The sequence below is a fragment of the Pseudarthrobacter sp. PvP004 genome (assembly GCF_017876035.1).
Classification (GTDB): Bacteria; Actinomycetota; Actinomycetes; order Actinomycetales; family Micrococcaceae; genus Arthrobacter; species Arthrobacter aurescens_A.
Map to the genome: position 1 here is coordinate 3,505,736 of NZ_JAGINL010000001.1, position 18,260 is coordinate 3,523,995.

At 62.3% G+C, this 18,260-nt stretch carries 16 protein-coding genes; 7 read left to right on the plus strand and 9 right to left on the minus strand.

The window, feature by feature from the left end; translation table 11 throughout:
• Positions 1–47: 47 nt before the first annotated feature.
• A complete protein-coding gene (locus tag J3A64_RS15760) occupies positions 48–386 on the minus strand; it encodes a hypothetical protein (RefSeq protein ID WP_011773252.1) in 339 nt (112 codons plus the stop codon).
• A gap of 278 nt (positions 387–664) precedes the next feature.
• Here J3A64_RS15760 and J3A64_RS15765 point away from each other — a divergent pair, with 278 nt between their 5' ends.
• Positions 665–2,818, plus strand: a complete 2,154-nt coding sequence (locus J3A64_RS15765; RefSeq protein WP_210064813.1) for an amylo-alpha-1,6-glucosidase — start codon at positions 665–667, stop codon at positions 2,816–2,818.
• 7 nt (positions 2,819–2,825) lie between these two features.
• On the opposite strand, the gene hxlA is transcribed toward J3A64_RS15765, so the two are convergent.
• Positions 2,826–3,449 (minus strand): 3-hexulose-6-phosphate synthase, encoded by a 624-nt coding sequence (hxlA, locus tag J3A64_RS15770; RefSeq protein WP_011773250.1) that lies wholly within the window; start codon positions 3,447–3,449, stop codon positions 2,826–2,828.
• 53 nt (positions 3,450–3,502) lie between these two features.
• Entirely contained in the window at positions 3,503–4,093 is a 591-nt protein-coding gene (hxlB, locus tag J3A64_RS15775; RefSeq protein ID WP_014920590.1) for a 6-phospho-3-hexuloisomerase, read from the minus strand.
• Positions 4,094–4,246: 153 nt separating this feature from the next.
• On the opposite strand from hxlB, the gene J3A64_RS15780 reads away from it, so the two are divergent.
• Entirely contained in the window at positions 4,247–5,521 is a 1,275-nt protein-coding gene (locus tag J3A64_RS15780) for a response regulator transcription factor family protein (RefSeq protein ID WP_011773248.1), read from the plus strand.
• Between the two features lie 34 nt (positions 5,522–5,555).
• Here the strand turns inward: J3A64_RS15780 and J3A64_RS15785 are convergent, their stop codons facing one another.
• Both J3A64_RS15785 and J3A64_RS15790 read right to left on the minus strand, forming a co-directional pair.
• Positions 5,556–6,965, minus strand: a complete 1,410-nt coding sequence (locus J3A64_RS15785) for a ferredoxin reductase (RefSeq protein WP_014920589.1) — start codon at positions 6,963–6,965, stop codon at positions 5,556–5,558.
• Entirely contained in the window at positions 6,962–8,266 is a 1,305-nt protein-coding gene (locus J3A64_RS15790; RefSeq protein ID WP_011773246.1) for an SRPBCC family protein, read from the minus strand. Before J3A64_RS15790 ends, J3A64_RS15785 begins: the two co-directional genes overlap by 4 nt.
• 169 nt (positions 8,267–8,435) lie before the next feature.
• On the opposite strand from J3A64_RS15790, the gene J3A64_RS15795 reads away from it, so the two are divergent.
• Entirely contained in the window at positions 8,436–9,368 is a 933-nt protein-coding gene (locus tag J3A64_RS15795; protein ID WP_011773245.1) for a LysR family transcriptional regulator, read from the plus strand.
• A 111-nt stretch (positions 9,369–9,479) separates the two neighbouring features.
• Here J3A64_RS15795 and J3A64_RS15800 read toward each other — a convergent pair whose 3' ends face one another.
• The 4 genes from J3A64_RS15800 to J3A64_RS15815 form a co-directional block, all read right to left on the minus strand.
• Positions 9,480–10,886, minus strand: coding sequence for an MFS transporter (locus J3A64_RS15800; RefSeq protein ID WP_210064815.1), 1,407 nt, complete (start codon positions 10,884–10,886; stop codon positions 9,480–9,482).
• A gap of 138 nt (positions 10,887–11,024) precedes the next feature.
• Positions 11,025–11,249 (minus strand): hypothetical protein, encoded by a 225-nt coding sequence (locus J3A64_RS15805; protein ID WP_014920586.1) that lies wholly within the window; start codon positions 11,247–11,249, stop codon positions 11,025–11,027.
• A 4-nt stretch (positions 11,250–11,253) separates the two neighbouring features.
• Entirely contained in the window at positions 11,254–12,168 is a 915-nt protein-coding gene (gene pdxS / locus J3A64_RS15810; protein WP_307807203.1) for a pyridoxal 5'-phosphate synthase lyase subunit PdxS, read from the minus strand.
• Positions 12,169–12,329: 161 nt separating this feature from the next.
• Complete coding sequence (locus J3A64_RS15815; protein WP_011773242.1) at positions 12,330–13,010, minus strand: GntR family transcriptional regulator; 681 nt, start codon at positions 13,008–13,010, stop codon at positions 12,330–12,332.
• 119 nt (positions 13,011–13,129) lie between these two features.
• On the opposite strand from J3A64_RS15815, the gene purU reads away from it, so the two are divergent.
• The 4 genes from purU (at position 13,130) to J3A64_RS15835 (ending at position 18,255) form a co-directional block, all read left to right on the plus strand.
• Positions 13,130–14,044 carry a formyltetrahydrofolate deformylase gene (gene purU / locus J3A64_RS15820; RefSeq protein WP_011773241.1) on the plus strand — a complete coding sequence of 305 codons (915 nt, stop codon included), beginning with the start codon at positions 13,130–13,132 and terminating at the stop codon, positions 14,042–14,044.
• Between the two features lie 58 nt (positions 14,045–14,102).
• Positions 14,103–16,595, plus strand: a complete 2,493-nt coding sequence (locus tag J3A64_RS15825) for an FAD-dependent oxidoreductase (RefSeq protein WP_011773240.1) — start codon at positions 14,103–14,105, stop codon at positions 16,593–16,595.
• Between the two features lie 152 nt (positions 16,596–16,747).
• Positions 16,748–17,374, plus strand: coding sequence for a cyclodeaminase/cyclohydrolase family protein (locus J3A64_RS15830; protein WP_011773239.1), 627 nt, complete (start codon positions 16,748–16,750; stop codon positions 17,372–17,374).
• Positions 17,371–18,255: a bifunctional 5,10-methylenetetrahydrofolate dehydrogenase/5,10-methenyltetrahydrofolate cyclohydrolase gene (locus tag J3A64_RS15835; RefSeq protein WP_210064818.1), complete on the plus strand. Its 885-nt coding sequence runs from the start codon at positions 17,371–17,373 to the stop codon at positions 18,253–18,255. The genes J3A64_RS15830 and J3A64_RS15835 overlap by 4 nt, the downstream gene beginning before the upstream one ends.
• Positions 18,256–18,260 lie beyond the last annotated feature (5 nt).

The window sequence follows — 18,260 nt, forward strand, 5'->3', positions numbered from 1 at the left end:
GCCCCCTAAGAATCCTAGGGGCACGGGCTGAACGCTTGCTGGTGAGATCAGGCGATAGACGCCACAGCTTGTTGGCGGATCTCGGAAACGGGGATGTCGGTGGCGGTTTCACTCCACACGGGAACGCTGTTGACCACGTAGTCCCTTGCGGCGGGACCTACCATGCTCATGCCGGGGTAGATTCGCCGGCCATTTTCCTTGATGGGCTTGACGCCCTCAAGCTCGAGGGCGGTTTTGAAAGCTGAGTCGGGAATGGGAATTTTGCGTCCGAGGACGCACCAGCTGATGTACAGGCCGTAGAAAGTGTCAAAGTCCAAGCCGTTCTCAGTGTCGTCCTCAAACACCACGCAGTCGCGAATAAAGCTGCCTATTTGGGTGTCGGTCATTACGGGCCTCCGGCGTCGGAAGGAAAAGCGGGCCGCCGGGCTGCATCAGCGAATGTCCTGTTCCCTCACTATAGACCTGTTCTGCTTTCCCGTGCGAGGAAATGAGGTTAACACTGGGTTGCGGGAACTTCTTGCCCTCCGCAGAGGTTCTGTCAACTGCCCGCCTCTGGTGCCTGCAAGTTCTCCGGCGTAGCGTCGATAACACTCATGCAGAGGCCGCCCACCCAGCGGCCGCTCAAGCTCAAGCGATCCGCACGCTCAGTGGTAAGGAGCCTCACGTGGCTGGATGGAATTCGGACACCGCAGCGGGGCCGTTGGGCTCTGGAACGGTCACACTGGTGGAAGGTTCATCGTTCTGCATTTCCTCCGCCAACGGGGACATCCACCCCGAACTTCCCCACGGCGTTTTCCATCTGGACACCCGGATTCTCTCCCGGTGGGAGCTGACCATCAACGGGCAGATGATCGAACCGTTGGCAGCAGAAACCCGGGAACCTTACCGTGCCTTGTTTGCGGGCAGGGTACCTCATTCGTACGGCTACGCGGACAGCCCTTTGCTGGTGGAACGGCTGCGGGAAGTAGGGACCGGAATCCTGGAAGAAATCACCGTCCGCAACTACTCCAGGCAGCCGGCGGAATGCCGAATCCTGCTGACTGCCGAAACGGATTTCGCAGATCTTTTTGAAGTGAAGGAAGCACGAATCACCCGGGAGTGGACAGAAACCCGCATCCCGGATGGCGATTCCTTGGAGATACGCGGAAAGTGGGAGGGCATCCGGAAAAGCGTAGTCATCCGGGCCGAGGGCGCAGGCGCAGGCGCCAGGGCATTGGGCTTCACGGCGAAGATTCCGGCTTCGGGGACCTGGAGTACACGGGTGACCGTAGTCCCCACCGTTGACGGCGCGGGAACGCCCTTCGCCCATCCATCCCGCGGTGAATTGTCTCCCAGTGATCGCCGTCGGCAGGAATGGGTGGCCAAGATCCCCCGCCTGCAGGTGGGCAATCGGTCTATCGAACGCACCCTGAGGCGCAGCTACGAGGACCTGGGGGCGTTGAGGATCCAGGATCCGGACCATCCGGACAGGGTAGTCGTAGCCGCGGGTGCGCCGTGGTTCATGACGTTGTTTGGCCGCGACTCCTTGTGGGCATCTGAAATGGCGCTGGCCGTTGACCCCTCACTGGCATTGGGAACCCTCCGCACCTTGGCGGACCGTCAGGGCACAGTAGTGGATACCACCAGCGAGGAAGAGCCGGGCAAGATCCTGCATGAAGTTCGGCTGGACGTCTCCAGTGGCTTGGCTCTGGGCGGCAAGTCCGCCTACTACGGCAGCGTGGACGCCACTCCCCTTTTTGTCATTGTCCTGGGCTCCGTCAGCCGTTGGGGCTTCGCCAAGGATGTGATTTCCGAGCTGCTGCCCAACGCGGATCGCGCGCTCGAATGGATCAGGGACTACGGCGACAGGGATGGCGACGGCTTTGTGGAATACGGGCGTCCCAACCAGCACGGCCTCATCAACCAGGGTTGGAAGGACTCCTGGGACGGCATCAACTTTGCAGACGGCACTATCGCCGAGCCGCCGTTGGCGCTGTGCGAAGTCCAGGCCTACGTGCACGGCGCCTATATGGCGCGCGCCTGGATGGCTTACGACGACGGCGACCTCACCTTGGCAGCTGAGCTGAGGGAACGCGCGGATCGCCTGAAAAGGAAGTTCAACGAGGACTTCTGGCTCCCGGACAAGGGCTACTACGCGGTGGCCTTGGATAAGGACAAGCGACCCGTGGACGCCTGTGCTTCAAACATGGGGCACTGCTTGTGGTTCGGTCTGGTAGATGAAGACAAGGCTCCCCTTGTGGTGGAGCGGCTGATGTCACCAGAGATGTTCAGCGGTTGGGGCGTCCGGACACTGGCCAGCGACATGGGCGCCTACAACCCCGCCAGCTATCACAACGGATCGGTCTGGCCACATGACAACGCCCTAATAGCGGCCGGCCTGCTCCGCTATGGATTCGTGGAGGAAGCGCAGCGGATTGCCACGGCCCTTCTCGAAGCTGCGGAGTTTTCGGGCGGCAGGCTCCCCGAACTCTTCTGCGGTTTTGACCGCCAACAGTTCAGGGAGCCCGTGCCGTATCCCACTGCCTGTTCACCGCAGGCATGGGCTGCCACCACTCCTATCCAGCTGATTACCGGACTCATGCGCTACGACGCCCACATTTCCTTGGGAGGCGTCTGGCTGGATCCCGTGCTGCCGGAGTCTTACGGCGACCTGCACATCAGTAATGCCCCCATGGGGAGCGGGCGCATCACCATCGACGTTGTAGGTTCTTCATCCCGGGTTCAGGGACTTCCGGAAGGCCTGGAACTCCACCGCGCGCAGCGGCCTTGGATTACGGAGCTCGTGGAACGGGCGGAGCTGCGGCGCTCTGAACAATAGGCTGGAACTACTGAATGGCTGCCTTGAGTTCCTTTGCAGCCAGTTCCGGGTCGGCTGCGCTGTAGATTGCACTGCCCGCGACCGCTACATCGGCACCCGCCAATTGCACCGCCGCGATGGTGGAAGCGTTCACGCCTCCGGCCACTGAGAACGGAACGCGGGCCTCTTCGCCGGCATTGAGCAGGCCGCGGAGGTCGAAGCCGGGCTGGGCTTGCTCATCCAGGCCCGCGTGGAACTCAATGAACTTTGCCCCCAAGGCGCGGGATTCCTTCGCGCGGGTTACTTTGTCGGCGACGCCGATCAGGTCCACCACAATGCCTTTGTTGTGGGACTGTGCTGCCTTGACTGCACCGGCAATGGTGGAATCGTCCGCGGTTCCCAGGACGGACACCAGATCGGCACCTGCCTTGAAAGCGATGTCGGCTTCAAGTTCACCGGCGTCCATGGTCTTCATGTCCGCGAAGACGATCTTGGTGGGGTGGGCCTTCTTAATTGCCGTAACGGCGGCGAGACCCTCGGCCTTGATCAACGGCGTACCCAGTTCGATGATGTCCACGTGTTCGGCTACTTTGCCGGCGAGTTCCAGGGCGTCTTCGATGGTGAGGAGGTCAAGTGCAACTTGCAGTTTCATGGTGTTGTTTCCTTCTTGGAGGGTTGGTTGGGTATCGGGGTAGTGAGGGGGGCTTACTCGAGGTTGGCGTGACGCAACCAGAGCTGCTCGGCCGGCTCGTCGGTGGCGCCCCAGAGCGTATGGAAAACGGCCTCGGTCACCAGGAAGAGCGACTGTTCGAAGAGGCTGCCGGAGTACTGCCGCGAAATGTTGGATACGTGGTCCGTTTTCTGCGCAGCCGGGATAACCACCACGGCGTCGGCAAGACCGGCCAAAGGCGAGGTGGAATTGGTAGTGATTGCGGCAAGCTGCGCGCCGGCTGCGAGCGCGGTTTGAGCTGCTTTGACCACCCCGGATGTGGTACCTGAACCGGAAGCGACCACCAGCAAATCCCCGGCACTGATGGCCGGTGTTGTGGTGTCGCCGGCAACATGGACGGTCTTGCCTAGATGCATGAGGCGCATGGCTGCCATCCGTAAGGCCAGGCCGCTCCGCCCAGCACCGGTGAGGAAGACGCGTTCAGCACCATTGATCTTGTCGGCAAGGCGCGACACTTGGCTGTAGTCGATGCCGGAGGCAGTGTCAGCCACCTCGCCGAGGATCAGGGATACGTTGCTGGCTACGTCGTCACTGGTAAAGGTTATTGATTCGGCGGTGACGTTCACATTTGCTCCTTCGTGGGTAGGTGCCCTGTTCCCTCAATGGGGTTTAACAACAATTGTTCCGGCTGATTCAGGTAGGGGTAACGCCAAGAAGGGACGGTTCTGACCACCCCTTTGGGTAGGCGGTGTGGTGTGGAATCGCTTAGGCTTAGTGGCATGCCGCAGCCCACCGACTTCTCTTGGTCTCTCCTGGACGCGATTGCGTCCATTGCGAAGGCACCCTTGAACCGGATTGCCGAGGAGCTCCGCGCAGCCACCCTCCCTTTCCTGGCATCGAGTGCGCTGGTCATCTTCACTGAGGACTGCACGGGCAGGCCACAGAAGAAGGCCGGCGCCGAGGACATCGTCAGCCGGGTGTCCATCCCGGAACTGGACCGCCTGCGTGCTGCGATGGAAGGGGAAGGACCGTGGCGTGGCCCCGCTGTCATTGGCGGCCAGCAGCGGGAGGTCTTGGCTTTTCGCTACACGCCAAGCAATGCTTTGTTGGTCCTTAGCGATCCGGCTCCAACGCCCACGGATGAGGACAGTGCAGCTGTCCGGATGGTGACCTACCTTTGGCAGTTGGCAGCGGCGCGCATTCAGGAGAAAGTCAGCGACGCGCCGCCGTCGTATCTTCTGGAGTCCCGGGCGGCATCAGCGGAGCGTGTCCGCGTCACCGGCGAACTGGTGGACCAGCATTCAACAACTTTGGAGACCGTCCTCGCGGCCCTCCGGTCAAACTCCCTGGACGATCACGCGGCGCGCACGTTCGTGACGGATGTGACTGTCAAAGCGTTGGTAGGCCTCCGTACGCTCAACGACCGCACCAGCAACCTGGTGGAAGAGCCTGTGGCTACGGCCTTCGAGAGGCTTCGGGAGGACCTGCGGCCACTCATGCACTTCAGCAAGATCGATATCCAGTTCATCGAGCCGCCCGCGAACGGAAGGGCTTTGCCCGGCGAGGTGGCCCATGCCGCCCGGGCTGTGGTTCGAGGATTGGTCCTGGCCATCGCCGAGCAGTCTGATGTCCATCGGGTCCGGACGCAATGGGACTGCGATGGCGAGAACCTTCTGATCAATGTAAGGGATGACGGCGGCGGTGAGCTGTCGCCTGAAGGGCCCACCCTTGAACGGTTGCTTCAACGCGTGCAGGCTGTGGACGGGACCATGACCGTGGACATTATGCAGGGGTGGGGCGCGGATATCTCCGTGGTCCTGCCGCTGGATCCGCCGTCAACCCCTGCGGGGGACGTAGCGGAGTGGGGTTTGGCTGCCAGGGAACTCGAGGTCCTTCAGTTGCTGGCCGCCGGCCAACGGAACCGCACGATTGCCACGGACCTTGGCATCAGCGAAAACACCGTGAAATTCCACCTCCGGAACCTTTTCCGAAAGTTGGACGTCCGGTCCCGCACTGAGGCCATTGCGCTGGCCCACAGTGCGGGACTCCGGTAGCCGCTGCTGGATCTGCTGCAGCAGCTGTCAGCAGTTAGGCGTCGATCACCATATCGGTGCGTGCGGTGGAGCAGCAGGGCAGGAACTTACCTGCATCGATTTCCCGTGCCCGGATCCCGCCCTGGTGATTCATGTCCACCTCACCGGAAAGCTTAACGACCTTGCAGGAGCCGCACATGCCTTCCTTGCAGTTGGCGCCGATCCTGACGCCCGCACGCTGGGCGGGACCGAGGATGTGCTCGGTGGGGTCGATGCGCACGTTGATGCCGGTGCGCATGAAGGACAGGGTAAGGCTTCCCGTTCCCACGGTTTCGAAGCTCGAAGCATCAGGGGCCTCGGCCTCCGCTTCCGCAGCCGAACCGCCGTCGGAGGTTTCGGGCGCCTCAGGGTCGACGGTTTCCAGCGGCAACCCCGTGGCCTGGAGGGGGCCCTCGGCGTCGTAGCCGGGCTCGTAGAGCCCGAACGCTGTGGGCTGGCTTTCGTAGTAGTCCTCGGCGGAATCGGCGATTTCCTCTGCGATTTCTTCGGCGATGTCCACTGCGAGCGCGAGCTCCGCCTGGTATTCGAGGAGTGTCTGACGATCACCCGAAAAGAACTCCATGTAAATGGAGGTGTCGTCGACGCCAACCTTGCCCAGCAGCTCGGTGGCGGTGTTCAAGTAGCCCTCGGGGCCACAGGCATAGACTTGGCGGCCGTTGGCGTCGGGAGCCACCTCATCCAGCATGGCTGCCGTCAGCCTTCCGCTGAGCCCTTCCCATCCCTCAGGTTTGTTGCGGTCGCCCAGGGAGTAGAAGACCTTGATGCGCGAGTCCACGGAGGCGATGTAGGCCAGCTCCTGATGGAAGGCAAAGCCTCCGGCCTCCGCACCGTGGTACAGCACCACAACATCAGCATGTCCGGGCAAGGAGTGGATGGTGCGCACCATGGACATGATGGGGGTGATGCCTGCGCCGGCAGCCAACAGGAGATACCGCGCCCGCCGGTCGGCATCCGGCAAGTGGAATGCGCCCACCGGTCCCAGCATCTCCAGCACAGTGCCGGGTTTGACATTCTGGTGCACCCACGGTGAAACCAGTCCTGTGGCGTCGCGCTTGACGCTGATGTTGAAGGTCCAAGGCTCAGTTGGAGAACTGGACAGCGAATAGCTGCGGTCAACCGGGTCCTGGTCCTCGCCGTTCACCGGAAAAGCGATGTTCACATACTGGCCCGCACGGAACGCCAGGGGCGCACCGTCGCAGCGGCGGAACACGAAAGTCATGAGGCCGCCCGCCTCGGGAACGGTCTCCACACATTCGGCCATGAACTCCTGTGGATGCCAGGGACCCAGCGCACGGGCAGCCCGGGCGGGTGCCTCGGTGCTGCCCATGACCCTGTTCCACGGCATCTCAAGTCCGCGAATGCGCTGTGGCTCCTGGATTGCCGTTTCAGTGAGGAGTTCAATCATGCCAAGTGCTCCTGCACGCGCTGCACGTACCAGTTGATGAACGCCTCTACCTGGTACTCGCTCTTCATGTACGGGCCGGGCTCGTAGGCGGGGCTGCCGGCGCCCGTCTGGCACAGCTCCACGAAGGCCTTGTCCTGCAGGTTTGTCTGCTTCCAGGTGTAGGTGAGCTTGTCCAGGTCGTAGTCAACGCCTTCAACGGCGTCGTCGGCTACCAGCCAGGTGGTGCGCACCAGGGTCTGGTGCTCGTTGACGGGGAAGACGCCGAACGTGATGACGTGGTCGCTCTGGAAGTGGAACCAGCTGTTGGGCTGCAGGTGCATCGAGCAGCGGCCGAGGCGGAAGTCCGGCAAGTCACCGAGCAACTTCTTGGAGAGCCTGCGTCCATCAGCCGAGAACGATTCGCCCTCGCCGTCGAGCGATTCACGTGAGATGCGGATTCCGGCGATGCGGGTGTCGAGCTCTTCCACCACCTCGTAGGGAAGGCCGTAGCGGCGGCAACGCTCCTCGAGCGAGGACTGGGCTTCCTTGTTGCGGTCCCACACTTCTTCGAGGTGGGCCGGGATCAGGCCCTCCGTCAGGCCCCAGGTGGGGAAGAGGGAACAGGCGAGCTCCGGGTGTCCGTCGCAGTGGTAGCACTCACGGTTGTTCTCCATGACGAGCTTCCAGTTGCCCTCTTCGATGATGTTCTGCTGGTAGGCGACCTTCGTCTTGGACAGATCGTGGGGTGCGAGGTACGGCTCGAAGATCTTTGAGGTTTCGTCGAAGTCGGTTGGCGGTTCGTCGGCGACGCAAACGAAGATGAGTCCGGCCACCACGCGGCTGTGGGCGCGCTTGAGACCGAAGCAGCCCTTATCGAACTTGGTTTCCCCGGGGGCCGAAGCGTGGATCAGGTTACCTTCGGGAGAGTAGGTCCAGGAGTGGTAGCCGCAGACCAGGTTTCCGGTTGATCCTGCGGCTTCGGTGAGGACGCGGGCGCCGCGGTGGCGGCATACGTTGTGCAGGACGTTCACGCCGCCATCGTCATTGCGCAGCACGATCAGGGAGTAGGGCCCGTAATCGACCGTGATGTAGTCTCCCGGCTCCGGCAGCTCAGCGACGCTGCCGGCGAAGATCCAGTGCTCGCCAAAAATTGCTTCCATGTCGATCTTGAAGATCGTGGGGTCCGTGTAGAAGGGGGCATCAAGTGAGTAGCCCGTGCGGCGGAATTCAAACAGCCCGGCGATTTCCGCCAGCTGCTCAGCAGGCAATGATGAAGCGAGTTTTCCGCGTGATTTGAGGGGCAAGTTCACTGGAGCAGTCATGGGTTTCCTCCCGGGAGGCTGGGTAAGCGTGCATTTTTTGGGGATCGCAGGTGCGTCGTCGTCACCGGCGTTATCGAAGTCTTCGTAGTACGAGATTAGGGACGAATGAACTGCAACAAAAGCGCAATATTTTGGAGATAACCATGCACAATAGGTGCATGATGGGTGCATGATCGATGCAAGGCTCAACACCCTTCGTGTATTTGCCCGCTGCGGCACTGTTGGAGCAACAGCTGAACTCACGGGATACTCCCCCTCCGCCGTCTCCGCGCAACTGCGGGAACTCCAGCGTCTGCTTGGAATGCAGCTGCTGACGAAGGATGGCAGGGGCGTGCGATTGACCGCCACCGGCCGCTTCCTCGTGGCGGGCTCAGACGCCCTCGTGGCGGAATGGGAGAGCCTGCGCGCCGCAGCCATGGAGGCCGGCGACCAGGTGCAGTCCCGTTTTGGGCTCGGTGGATTCTCGACGGCGGCCGCCCAGTTGCTCGCGCCCCTCGCCGCCACCCTTCGCTCAACTCGCCCCCTGCTGGAGGTACAGGTCCTCGAGGCCAACCCGGCCCGCTGCTTCGACTTGTTGGTTGCCGAGCGAATCGACCTCGCGGTGATCGTCGCCATGCAGTCCGACACCTATGTTGAGGACGATCCACGGTTCGAGCAGAGGGTTCTGCTCGACGATCCCTTGGATGTGATCATTCCCGGTGACCACCCGTTGGCATCGCGGGAGATGGTAACGCTCGAAGAGCTGGCATCGGAACCGTGGATCACCGAGGCCGCCGGCTCCACCTACCATTCCCTCTTCACCGCGGCGTTCACGGCAGTCGGAGTGACACCCCGGATAGCCCATGAGGCTGTTGAATGGGAAACGCAAATCGCCTTTGTGGGTGCGGGACTTGGCGTGGGCCTGCTGCCGCGGCTGGCGCCACTCCATGGCGCAGAGAACGTGGTTCGACTCCGCATCACAGGCAAAGGCAAGCCCTCGCGCCGCATCGTCGCTGCGGTGCGCAGGGGCAGCATCGCTTCGCCGCTCATCCAGGAGTCGCTCGGCATCCTGCAGGACCGCGCCAATCGGATCCTCACCGCCCGACCCGAAGACGATCTCTGAGCGCTGGTTGGGCACGGCCAAACGCCCGCCGCCACATCTAGTGCGTGGCGGCGGGCGCAGAGGCCCTACTGGTGGGCAAAAGGACGTCCGACGGCGTCAATCACGGCATCTTTACGGGACGGCGGCGGTGTCGGACTGCTTTGGTGAAGTTGCCGCGGGGATTGTCTCCTCGCCGCCGGCTGCCGCCGAGAGCGACAATCCCTTGGTCTCTTCAGCCATGAAGACGCAGACCACCCAGCCGAGGGCGGTCAGCCCTGCAGCGGCCAACATGGTGGGTCCGATCCCCCAGTCTCGCAGGGCGAAGGGAATCACGAAGGTGCCAATTGCAGCACCGATTCTGCTGGCGCCGGTGGTGATGCCGATGGCGCTCGCCCGAACCTCAGTGGGAAAGAGCTCGCTGGGGTAAGCCCACTCGAGGATGTTCGGACCACCGGAGAAGAACGCGTACATACAGAAGCACGCGATGATGACTGCCACGGGTGCGCCGGGAGCGAATCCCAGGACAAACAGCGGGATCGCCATGAGCGCGAAGCTCCAGATGATGAGAGGACGGCGTCCTACGGTCTCAACCAGGCGCAGGGCGGGAAGGCATCCGAGCAGGAAGACCGCATTGATGATCACGGAGCCAAGGTTGGCCAGGTTGCCTTCACCCAGGCCGAAAGAACCAAGGATGACAGGCCCGAAGGTGAAGATCGCGAAGAGCGGAGTTACCTGGAGGATGTAGAAGGCACTGCAGAAGAACAACCTCTTGGGGTAGGGGCGGCACAGGAGCAGCGAGAAATCTACCTTGCCCTTGGCCGGAGCCTGGGCGGGAGCCTGTGCTTCCGCCGCGAACACGGCCGCGGCGTCCACTTGGTCGCCAAGTCCAATGCGGAGGGCGTCCTCGGCTTCCCTGCGACGTCCGTTGTTAAACAGCCAACGCGGTGACTCGGGAATCCCATGGCGCATTGCCAGCACGGCTATGCCCAGCACTGCGGAGCTTCCCAGCATCCATCGCCAGCTTTCCGGGCCGAAGACCTCGGACATGATGAACCCAACCAAAGAAGCCAATGCTGCGCCGGCAAACCAGCCCGTGATCAGCATTCCCAGCATTTTGCCCCGCCGTTTCTGGGGAAGCCACTCCGCCAGCAGGGCACTGGCTATGGGATAGTCGGCCCCGATTGCGAGGCCAACAATGAAGCGAAGGATGATCAGCTGGGTGGCATCCTGGACAACGAACTGCAGGGCAGAGGCAATCACCAAGGCCCATAGGTCAATGGTGTACATGAGGCGCCGGCCGATCTTGTCCGTCAACGGCCCAAGGAACAGCGCGCCGAAGAATATGCCCACCAAGGCCGAGGCGCCGATGAGGCTGACTTCAAGCTCGTTGGCACCGAATTGGGCGGTCAACCCAACCATCGCGATTCCAATGATGCTCAGCATGTATCCGTCGAGGAGTGGGCCACCCATGCAGCCGATCACGAGTTTGCGATGGAAGGAGGAAAAGCGTGCTGAATCGAGAGTGGAGCTAAGTCCCATGGTTCTCCTAGGCCTTTGCCTCCTCGCGACGCTGCAAAGAGGCGCTAAATATACTACAAACAAAAGACTGATATATGAGCAAGCTAGTGTCGCTCATCACAGCCTGTCAATTTGTTACAACTCACCAGCCCGCGTCGCTCACGCCCAGATCTGGTAGCCCGTCGACTTATCAAACAGCTTCCTGGTTGTTAGACCCTCCGCCGCGATCCAGAGCACGGAATCATCGTCGGAGGCCTGCTCCACCACCCCGGTGAGAACGTGGTGCTCCAACAGCCACACCTCTACCGTGTGGCCGACGAGTTGAGCCCAATCGTTCCGCAGGCCGCGGCCGTGGATGGTTTTGACCAGACTAAGATCCGTCATTCGCTTACCAGCCGCGCTCTGCGAGGCGGTGGGGCTGGGGGATGTCGTCGACGTTGATGCCCACCATGGCTTCGCCCAAGCCGCGGGAGACTTTGGCGATCACATCAGGGTCGTCGTAGTAGGCAGTAGCGTTCACGACGGCGGCGGCGCGCTCTGCGGGGTTGCCGGACTTGAAGATACCGGAACCAACGAATACGCCGTCGGCGCCGAGCTGCATCATCATCGCAGCATCAGCCGGGGTAGCGATGCCACCGGCAGTGAACAGCACCACGGGGAGCTTGCCGATGGCGGCAACTTCCTTGACCAGCTCGTACGGGGCCTGCAGCTCCTTCGCCGCGACGTACAGCTCGTCCTCGGGCAGGGCAGCGAGCTTGGCGATCTCGGAGCGGATCTTGCGCATGTGCCCGGTGGCGTTGGAAACATCGCCGGTGCCGGCTTCGCCCTTGGAACGGATCATCGCCGCGCCCTCGTTGATGCGGCGCAGCGCCTCACCCAGGTTGGTGGCGCCGCAGACGAACGGGACGGTGAAGTTCCACTTGTCGATGTGGTTGATGTAGTCGGCCGGGGTCAGGACCTCGGACTCGTCGATGTAGTCAACACCGAGGGACTGCAGGACCTGGGCTTCGACGAAGTGGCCGATGCGGGCCTTGGCCATGACCGGGATGGACACGGCGGCGATGATCGCATCGATCATGTCGGGATCGGACATGCGGGACACGCCGCCCTGGGCGCGGATATCGGCCGGGACACGCTCGAGTGCCATGACAGCCACGGCACCGGCATCCTCGGCGATGCGGGCCTGCTCGACGTTAACGACGTCCATGATGACGCCGCCCTTGAGCATCTCCGCCATGCCCCGCTTAACCCGGCTGCTGCCCGTGAGCGGGATGTGTTCGAAAAGGAGGGGTCTTGTAGTCACGCGATACTCCAAGGGATAAAGGCTGTGATTGCATCACAAGCGCCCGGACACAGCGGAGGTGCAGAGCGAGCCGCATCTGATATCCGGGTGATATATTAGTTGGAGTGTTCAGTATGCAATCACTGCGGCATGGAGTCAACAGCCCGGCATGACACTAAGGCCTAAGCAGCGAACAGCGCCTGACGTACCGCATGCTCAAAGCCGCTGACGTGCACGCGAGCCAGCTCGGCCGCCTTTTCTTCATCGCCGTCAATGACGGCCCGCAGCAGGTCGAGGTGTTCGCGCACATGATGCTCAAGATCAGGGAGGCGATCGAGCACCATGCACCAGATACGTGTCGCCAGATTGTCGTAGCGAATCAGGACGTCCTCAAGGTGCGGGTTCGCGGCCGCCGCATAGATTCCCTGGTGAACACTGGCGTCGAGACGCAAGGTTTCAACCACTGACGCGGCGCTGACATCAAAGTCCTCCACATTGCGCATCACTTCACGCAGGTGTTCTTTGGTGGCGGCGGAAGCAACCCGCGCGGCACGCGCGGCAGCCAAGGGTTCCAGCTGGGCCCGAATCTCTGAAATGAATGCCAGGTCGGTTACTTCAACGCGGGTGGCAAACGTGCCCCGCCGCGGATATGTGATGACCAGCCGGTCCAACTCAAGCCTCTTCAGGGCTTCCCGCACAGGGGTGCGTCCGATCTCCAGCTCCTTGGCGAGCTGATCATCATTGAGGAGGTCGCCGGGCTTGATCTCCAGCATCAGCAGCCGGTCGCGGAGTCGCTCGTAGGCGACATCTGCCAAGGATTTCTTCGTGGCATCGCCAGTGATTGCCAGGGTTCCAAAAGCCACGGCGCCAGCCCTTTCTTCACATCCGAAAAATCTATTGACCTGCCTCAGTCACCAGTATACGCTGAATTCAATCCTAATATATCAGTTCAGGACCCAGGAATATATCTAAAGGAGGCGACATGACCCTCATGGCGACAGACTCACCCGTAAGCACACTGCCCAAGCCGGAAACGCTCAAAGACGAGCAGGCACAGAAGTTCGTACTCACATTGTCGTGCGTAGAACGGGCCGGGATCGTTCAGGCAGTCACTACCTTCCTGTTCGAACGCGGTTTCAACATCGAAGAACACCAGCAGTTCGACGACGGCCTCCGCCAGACGCTTCACCTGCGGACCGCTTTCTCCGGGCCGCTGTCCTACTCGCCGGAGCGGCTCGAAGAGGAATTCAGCGCAATTGCTGACCGCTTCGAGATGAAGTTCAGCTTCCACGACCAAACCAAGAAGCGCGTGTTGGTCATGGTGTCCAAGTTTGGGCACTGCCTTAACGATCTCATCTTCCGCTGGCGGGGCGGTAGCCTGGGCGGCGACCTCGTGGTGGTTGCTTCCAATCACGAAACCCACCGCGCCATGGCCGAGGCTGCAGGACTTCCGTTCGTCTACATTCCCGTTACCCCGGACACCAAGGCAGAAGCTGAGCAGCGTCTGCTGGACCTGGTGGAGGAATACAACGTGGACCTCGTGGTGCTCGCAAGGTACATGCAGGTTCTCTCCGACGACCTGTGCCGCGCCCTTGAAGGACGCGCCATCAACATCCACCACTCGTTCCTTCCCGGCTTCAAGGGTGCGCGCCCCTACCACCAGGCCTATGACCGAGGCGTGAAGCTCGTCGGCGCCACCGCCCATTACGTGACCGCGGACCTGGATGAGGGCCCGATCATCGAACAGGAAGTCATCCGCGTCGACCACAGCTACGGTCCCACCACGCTCTCAACCGTGGGCCAGGATGCTGAAGCCCTGGCATTGTCCCGGGCTGTCAGGTGGCACTGCGAACACCGGGTACTGCTGGACCAGACCAGCACCGTGGTCTTCCGCTAAACCGCGCAATAGAACACCAGCAGACTCACCCCTTTAACTTTCAGCAGGAGAAACTTTCATGACATCGACGCCTCGCATTGTCATCATCGGCGCCGGGATCGTCGGCACCAACCTCGCCGACGAACTGGTCACCCGCGGTTGGAACAACATCACGGTCCTTGATCAGGGACCCCTGAACATGCCCGGTGGCTCCACGTCCCACGCACCCGGCTTGGTCTTCCAGACCAACCCTTCAAAGTCCATGGCACTCTTCGCCAAGTACACGGTGGAAAAGCTTCTGTCCCTTACGGAGGACGGCCAAAGCTGCTTCAACCAGGTGGGCGGCCTGGAAGTTGCCACCACCGAGACCCGCCTGGCTGACCTGAAACGCAAGCTCGGCTACGCACAAGCGTGGGGCATCGACGGCAAGATCCTCTCCCGCGAGGAATGCAAGGAGCTGTACCCGCTCATCAATGAGGAAGACATCCTGGGTGGCCTCCACGTCCCCACCGATGGCCTGGCGCTTGCAGCCCGCGCCGTCCAGCTGCTGATCAAGCGCACCGAAGCCGCGGGCGTGAAGTACATCGGCAACACCGAGGTCACCGGAATCGAGCAGTCAAACCGCCGCGTGACCGGCGTCGAGACCGCCGACGGCGTGATCCCCGCGGACATCGTGGTTTCCTGTGCCGGTTTCTGGGGTGCGAAGGTAGGCGAGTTGATCGGGATGTCCGTTCCCCTCCTCCCGCTGGCACACCAGTACGTCAAGACCACTCCCGTGCCGGCACAAAAGGGCAAGAACGAGCTGCCCAACGGAGCCCAGCTGCCCATCCTGCGTCACCAAGACCAGGATCTCTACTACCGCGAGCACGGTGACCGTTACGGCATTGGCTCCTACGCACACCGACCCATGCCCGTGGACCTGGACGAACTGGGCAGCTACGAACCCAGCAGCATCAGCGAACACAACATGCCCTCCCGCCTTGACTTCACGCTGGAAGATTTCCTGCCCGCGTGGGAAGCAACCAAGCAGATCCTGCCGGCACTGCGCGAAAGCGAAATCGAAGATGGCTTCAACGGCATCTTCTCCTTCACGCCGGACGGCGGCTCCCTGGTGGGCGAATCCAAGGAAGTGGACGGCTTCTTCGTGGCCGAGGCCGTATGGGTCACCCATTCAGCCGGCATTGCCCGCGCCGTTGCCGAACTGCTGACCACCGGCAAGTCCCAGATCGATCTTGGAGACTGCGATATCCACCGCTTCGAAGAGGTCCAGCTGACGCCCGAATACGTCAGTGAGACGTCCCAGCAGAACTTCGTGGAAATCTACGATGTGATGCACCCGCTTCAGCCCAAGCTCTCTCCCCGCAACCTTCGCGTCAGCCCGTTCCACGCACGTCACAAGCAGTTGGGCGGCTACTTCCTTGAGGGCGCCGGATGGGAACGTCCGTACTGGTTCGAGGCCAACGCCGAACTCCTCAAGGAGATGCCGGACGACTGGCAGCCCCCGGCCCGTGATGCGTGGTCCGGAATGTTCAGCTCTCCCATTGCTGCCGCCGAGGCCTGGAAGACCCGCACCGCGGTGGCCATGTATGACATGACCCCGCTGAAGCGCCTTGAGGTCTCCGGCCCGGGAGCCTTGAAGTTGCTGCAGGAACTCACCACCGGCGACCTTGCCAAGAAGCCCGGCGCCGTCACCTACACCCTGCTTCTGGATGAAGCCGGTGGCGTGCGAAGCGACATCACCGTGGCCCGCCTGAGCGAAGACACCTTCCAGCTTGGCGCCAACGGCAACATGGACACCGCCTACTTCGAGCGCGCGGCCCGGCACCAGACCGAAAATGGAGGCGCCGGAGACTGGGTCCAGGTTCGGGACACAACGGGTGGCACCTGCTGCATCGGTTTGTGGGGACCCCTTGCCCGTGACCTCATCAGCACGGTGAGCAGCGACGACTTCTCAAATGACGGCCTGAAGTACTTCCGTGCCAAGAAGGTGACCATCGGAGGCGTCACTGTCACTGCGATGCGGCTCTCCTACGTGGGCGAACTCGGCTGGGAGCTCTACACCAGTGCCGACAACGGGCAGCGCCTCTGGGACGCTTTGTGGAAGGCCGGCCAGCCGTTCGGCGTCATCGCCGCCGGCCGTGCCGCCTTCAGCTCGCTGCGACTCGAAAAGGGCTACCGCTCCTGGGGCTCGGACATGACCACCGAGCATGACCCGTATGAGGCCGGCCTTGGATTCGCGGTGAAGATGACCAAGGAGAACTTCGTCGGCAAGGCCGCCTTGGAAGGGCGCAGCGAGGAAAGCTCGGCCCGCCGCCTGCGCTGCTTGACTGTCGACGACGGCAGGAGCCTTGTGCTGGGTAAGGAACCGGTGTTCTACAAGGACCAGGCGGTGGGTTACGTCACCAGCGCGGCCTACGGCTACTCGGTCCGCAAGCCGATTGCCTACGCCTACCTGCCCGCTGCAGTGTCCCTGGGAGACTCCGTGGAAATCGAGTACTTCGGACGCCGCATCCAGGCGACCGTCACCGAGGATCCGCTGTACGACCCCACCATGAGCCGGCTCCGCGGCTAAGAGCCTCACGGCCAACGACAGCATGCGGCCCGGACCTATCCCCCCTCACTGACAGGGTCCGGGCCGCAGCTTTCCCTTTTCTTAGTTAGCTCTCTTCTTCACTCAGCCTTCTTCTTCAGTCAGCCTTCTTCTTCAGTCAGCCAGGAAGACCCATGATCAGTTCAGAAACCATTAGTGATTACCTCTCCAGGCTTGCTTCACGTCAGCCCACACCCGGCGGAGGCGCGGCCGCGGCACTGCACGCGGCCCAAGGTGCTGCGTTGGTAGCCATGGTGGCCCGATACACCACCGGCGCAAAATATGAGGAACATGCCGCACTGGTCACCCGGATCACCAGCGCCGCCGACCACCTGGTGGTGGAAGCCTTGCGTCTCGCGGACGCGGACGAGCACGCCTTCCAATCCGTCATCGACTCCTACAAGCTCCCGTCCGGCACGGAAGAACTCAAGGCCGCCCGCACAGCAGCCATCCAGGAAGCCCTGGTCCAGGCTGCCCATACCCCCGCGCAGCTCATCAACGTTGCCGGCGAAGTGGTGGACCTTGCTACGGAACTGTTCGACGTAGCCAATCCCAACGTCATCAGTGACATCGCCGCTGCTGCCGATGCAGCCCGCGCAGCTGCCACCACGGCCCGGGTCAACATCGACATCAACGTAGTGGCCATCAAGCCCGGCGAAGCCCGTTCCCGCTTGGCGGAGCAGACGGACGGGATTGAGGACAAAGTGGTTCTCGCCGTCGATGCCCTGGTGAAGCGTGTCCGCGAAAGGATCCTGTCATGATCACCGAAGTCCTTTCCGGCAAGCCGCTCGCTGCCATCCTCCAGCAGCGCGCCCACGAGGAAACGGCTCTCTTGGATGATGAGGGCGTCCGGCCGGTCCTGGCTGTTGTTGTGGCAACGGACGACGAGTCCACGCACTGGTACGTCCGTTCCATCGAGCGTTCAGCCGGGCGTGCAGGCATCGGCTGCAGGATCATCGATCTTGGCCACGACGCCACCGAGCAGGTTCTGGCCAGTGTCCTGGCGGACCTCAGCGCGGAACCAACCGTTCACGGCATCATCCTCCAAACTCCCCTGCCGGCCGCCGTCCGCGCTGACCGGCTGGTGGGCCTCATCGCTCCGGAAAAGGACATCGACGGCGCCAACCCGCTCAGCCTGGGCCGCTTGGCTGTGGGGCAGCCCGCCTTCGCGCCCGCTACTGCCCAGGCCGTGGTGGAGTTGCTGGACCACTTCCAGATCCCGGTAGCGGGACGGAACGTGGCCGTCGTCGGACGTTCCGCCGTGGTGGGCAAGCCGCTGTCCCTGCTCCTCCTCGAAAGGGACGCGACCGTCACCATCTGTCATTCCAAATCGGGACCGCTGGAACGCTATACCCAGCCAGCCGACGTCGTGGTTGTCGCCGCAGGGCGAACGGGACTGCTGAAGGGCAGCCACCTCTCCCCCGAAACTGTAGTGATCGACGTCGGCACGAACGTCCTTCCCGACGGCTCCCTGGTGGGTGACGTTGACGAGGCCAGCGTCACCGGCGTTGCAGCCGGGTTGAGTCCTGTCCCGGGAGGCGTAGGATCAGTCACCACTGCGCTCCTGCTGCTGCACACCGTCGAAGCCGCCCGGCAGCAGTCCCGCAGCGGCTTACTGACTGCTTCCACTTCCCGGATCTGAAGGAT

Coding starts and splice junctions, on each gene's coding strand:
- J3A64_RS15760 (WP_011773252.1), bottom strand. CDS start 386: ATGACCGACACCCAAATAGGCAGCTTTATTCGCGACTGCGTGGTGTTT.
- hxlA (WP_011773250.1), bottom strand. CDS start 3,449: ATGAAACTGCAAGTTGCACTTGACCTCCTCACCATCGAAGACGCCCTG.
- J3A64_RS15780 (WP_011773248.1), top strand. CDS start 4,247: ATGCCGCAGCCCACCGACTTCTCTTGGTCTCTCCTGGACGCGATTGCG.
- J3A64_RS15785 (WP_014920589.1), bottom strand. CDS start 6,965: ATGATTGAACTCCTCACTGAAACGGCAATCCAGGAGCCACAGCGCATT.
- J3A64_RS15790 (WP_011773246.1), bottom strand. CDS start 8,266: ATGACTGCTCCAGTGAACTTGCCCCTCAAATCACGCGGAAAACTCGCT.
- J3A64_RS15795 (WP_011773245.1), top strand. CDS start 8,436: ATGATCGATGCAAGGCTCAACACCCTTCGTGTATTTGCCCGCTGCGGC.
- J3A64_RS15800 (WP_210064815.1), bottom strand. CDS start 10,886: ATGGGACTTAGCTCCACTCTCGATTCAGCACGCTTTTCCTCCTTCCAT.
- J3A64_RS15805 (WP_014920586.1), bottom strand. CDS start 11,249: ATGACGGATCTTAGTCTGGTCAAAACCATCCACGGCCGCGGCCTGCGG.
- purU (WP_011773241.1), top strand. CDS start 13,130: ATGACCCTCATGGCGACAGACTCACCCGTAAGCACACTGCCCAAGCCG.
- J3A64_RS15825 (WP_011773240.1), top strand. CDS start 14,103: ATGACATCGACGCCTCGCATTGTCATCATCGGCGCCGGGATCGTCGGC.
- J3A64_RS15830 (WP_011773239.1), top strand. CDS start 16,748: ATGATCAGTTCAGAAACCATTAGTGATTACCTCTCCAGGCTTGCTTCA.
- J3A64_RS15835 (WP_210064818.1), top strand. CDS start 17,371: ATGATCACCGAAGTCCTTTCCGGCAAGCCGCTCGCTGCCATCCTCCAG.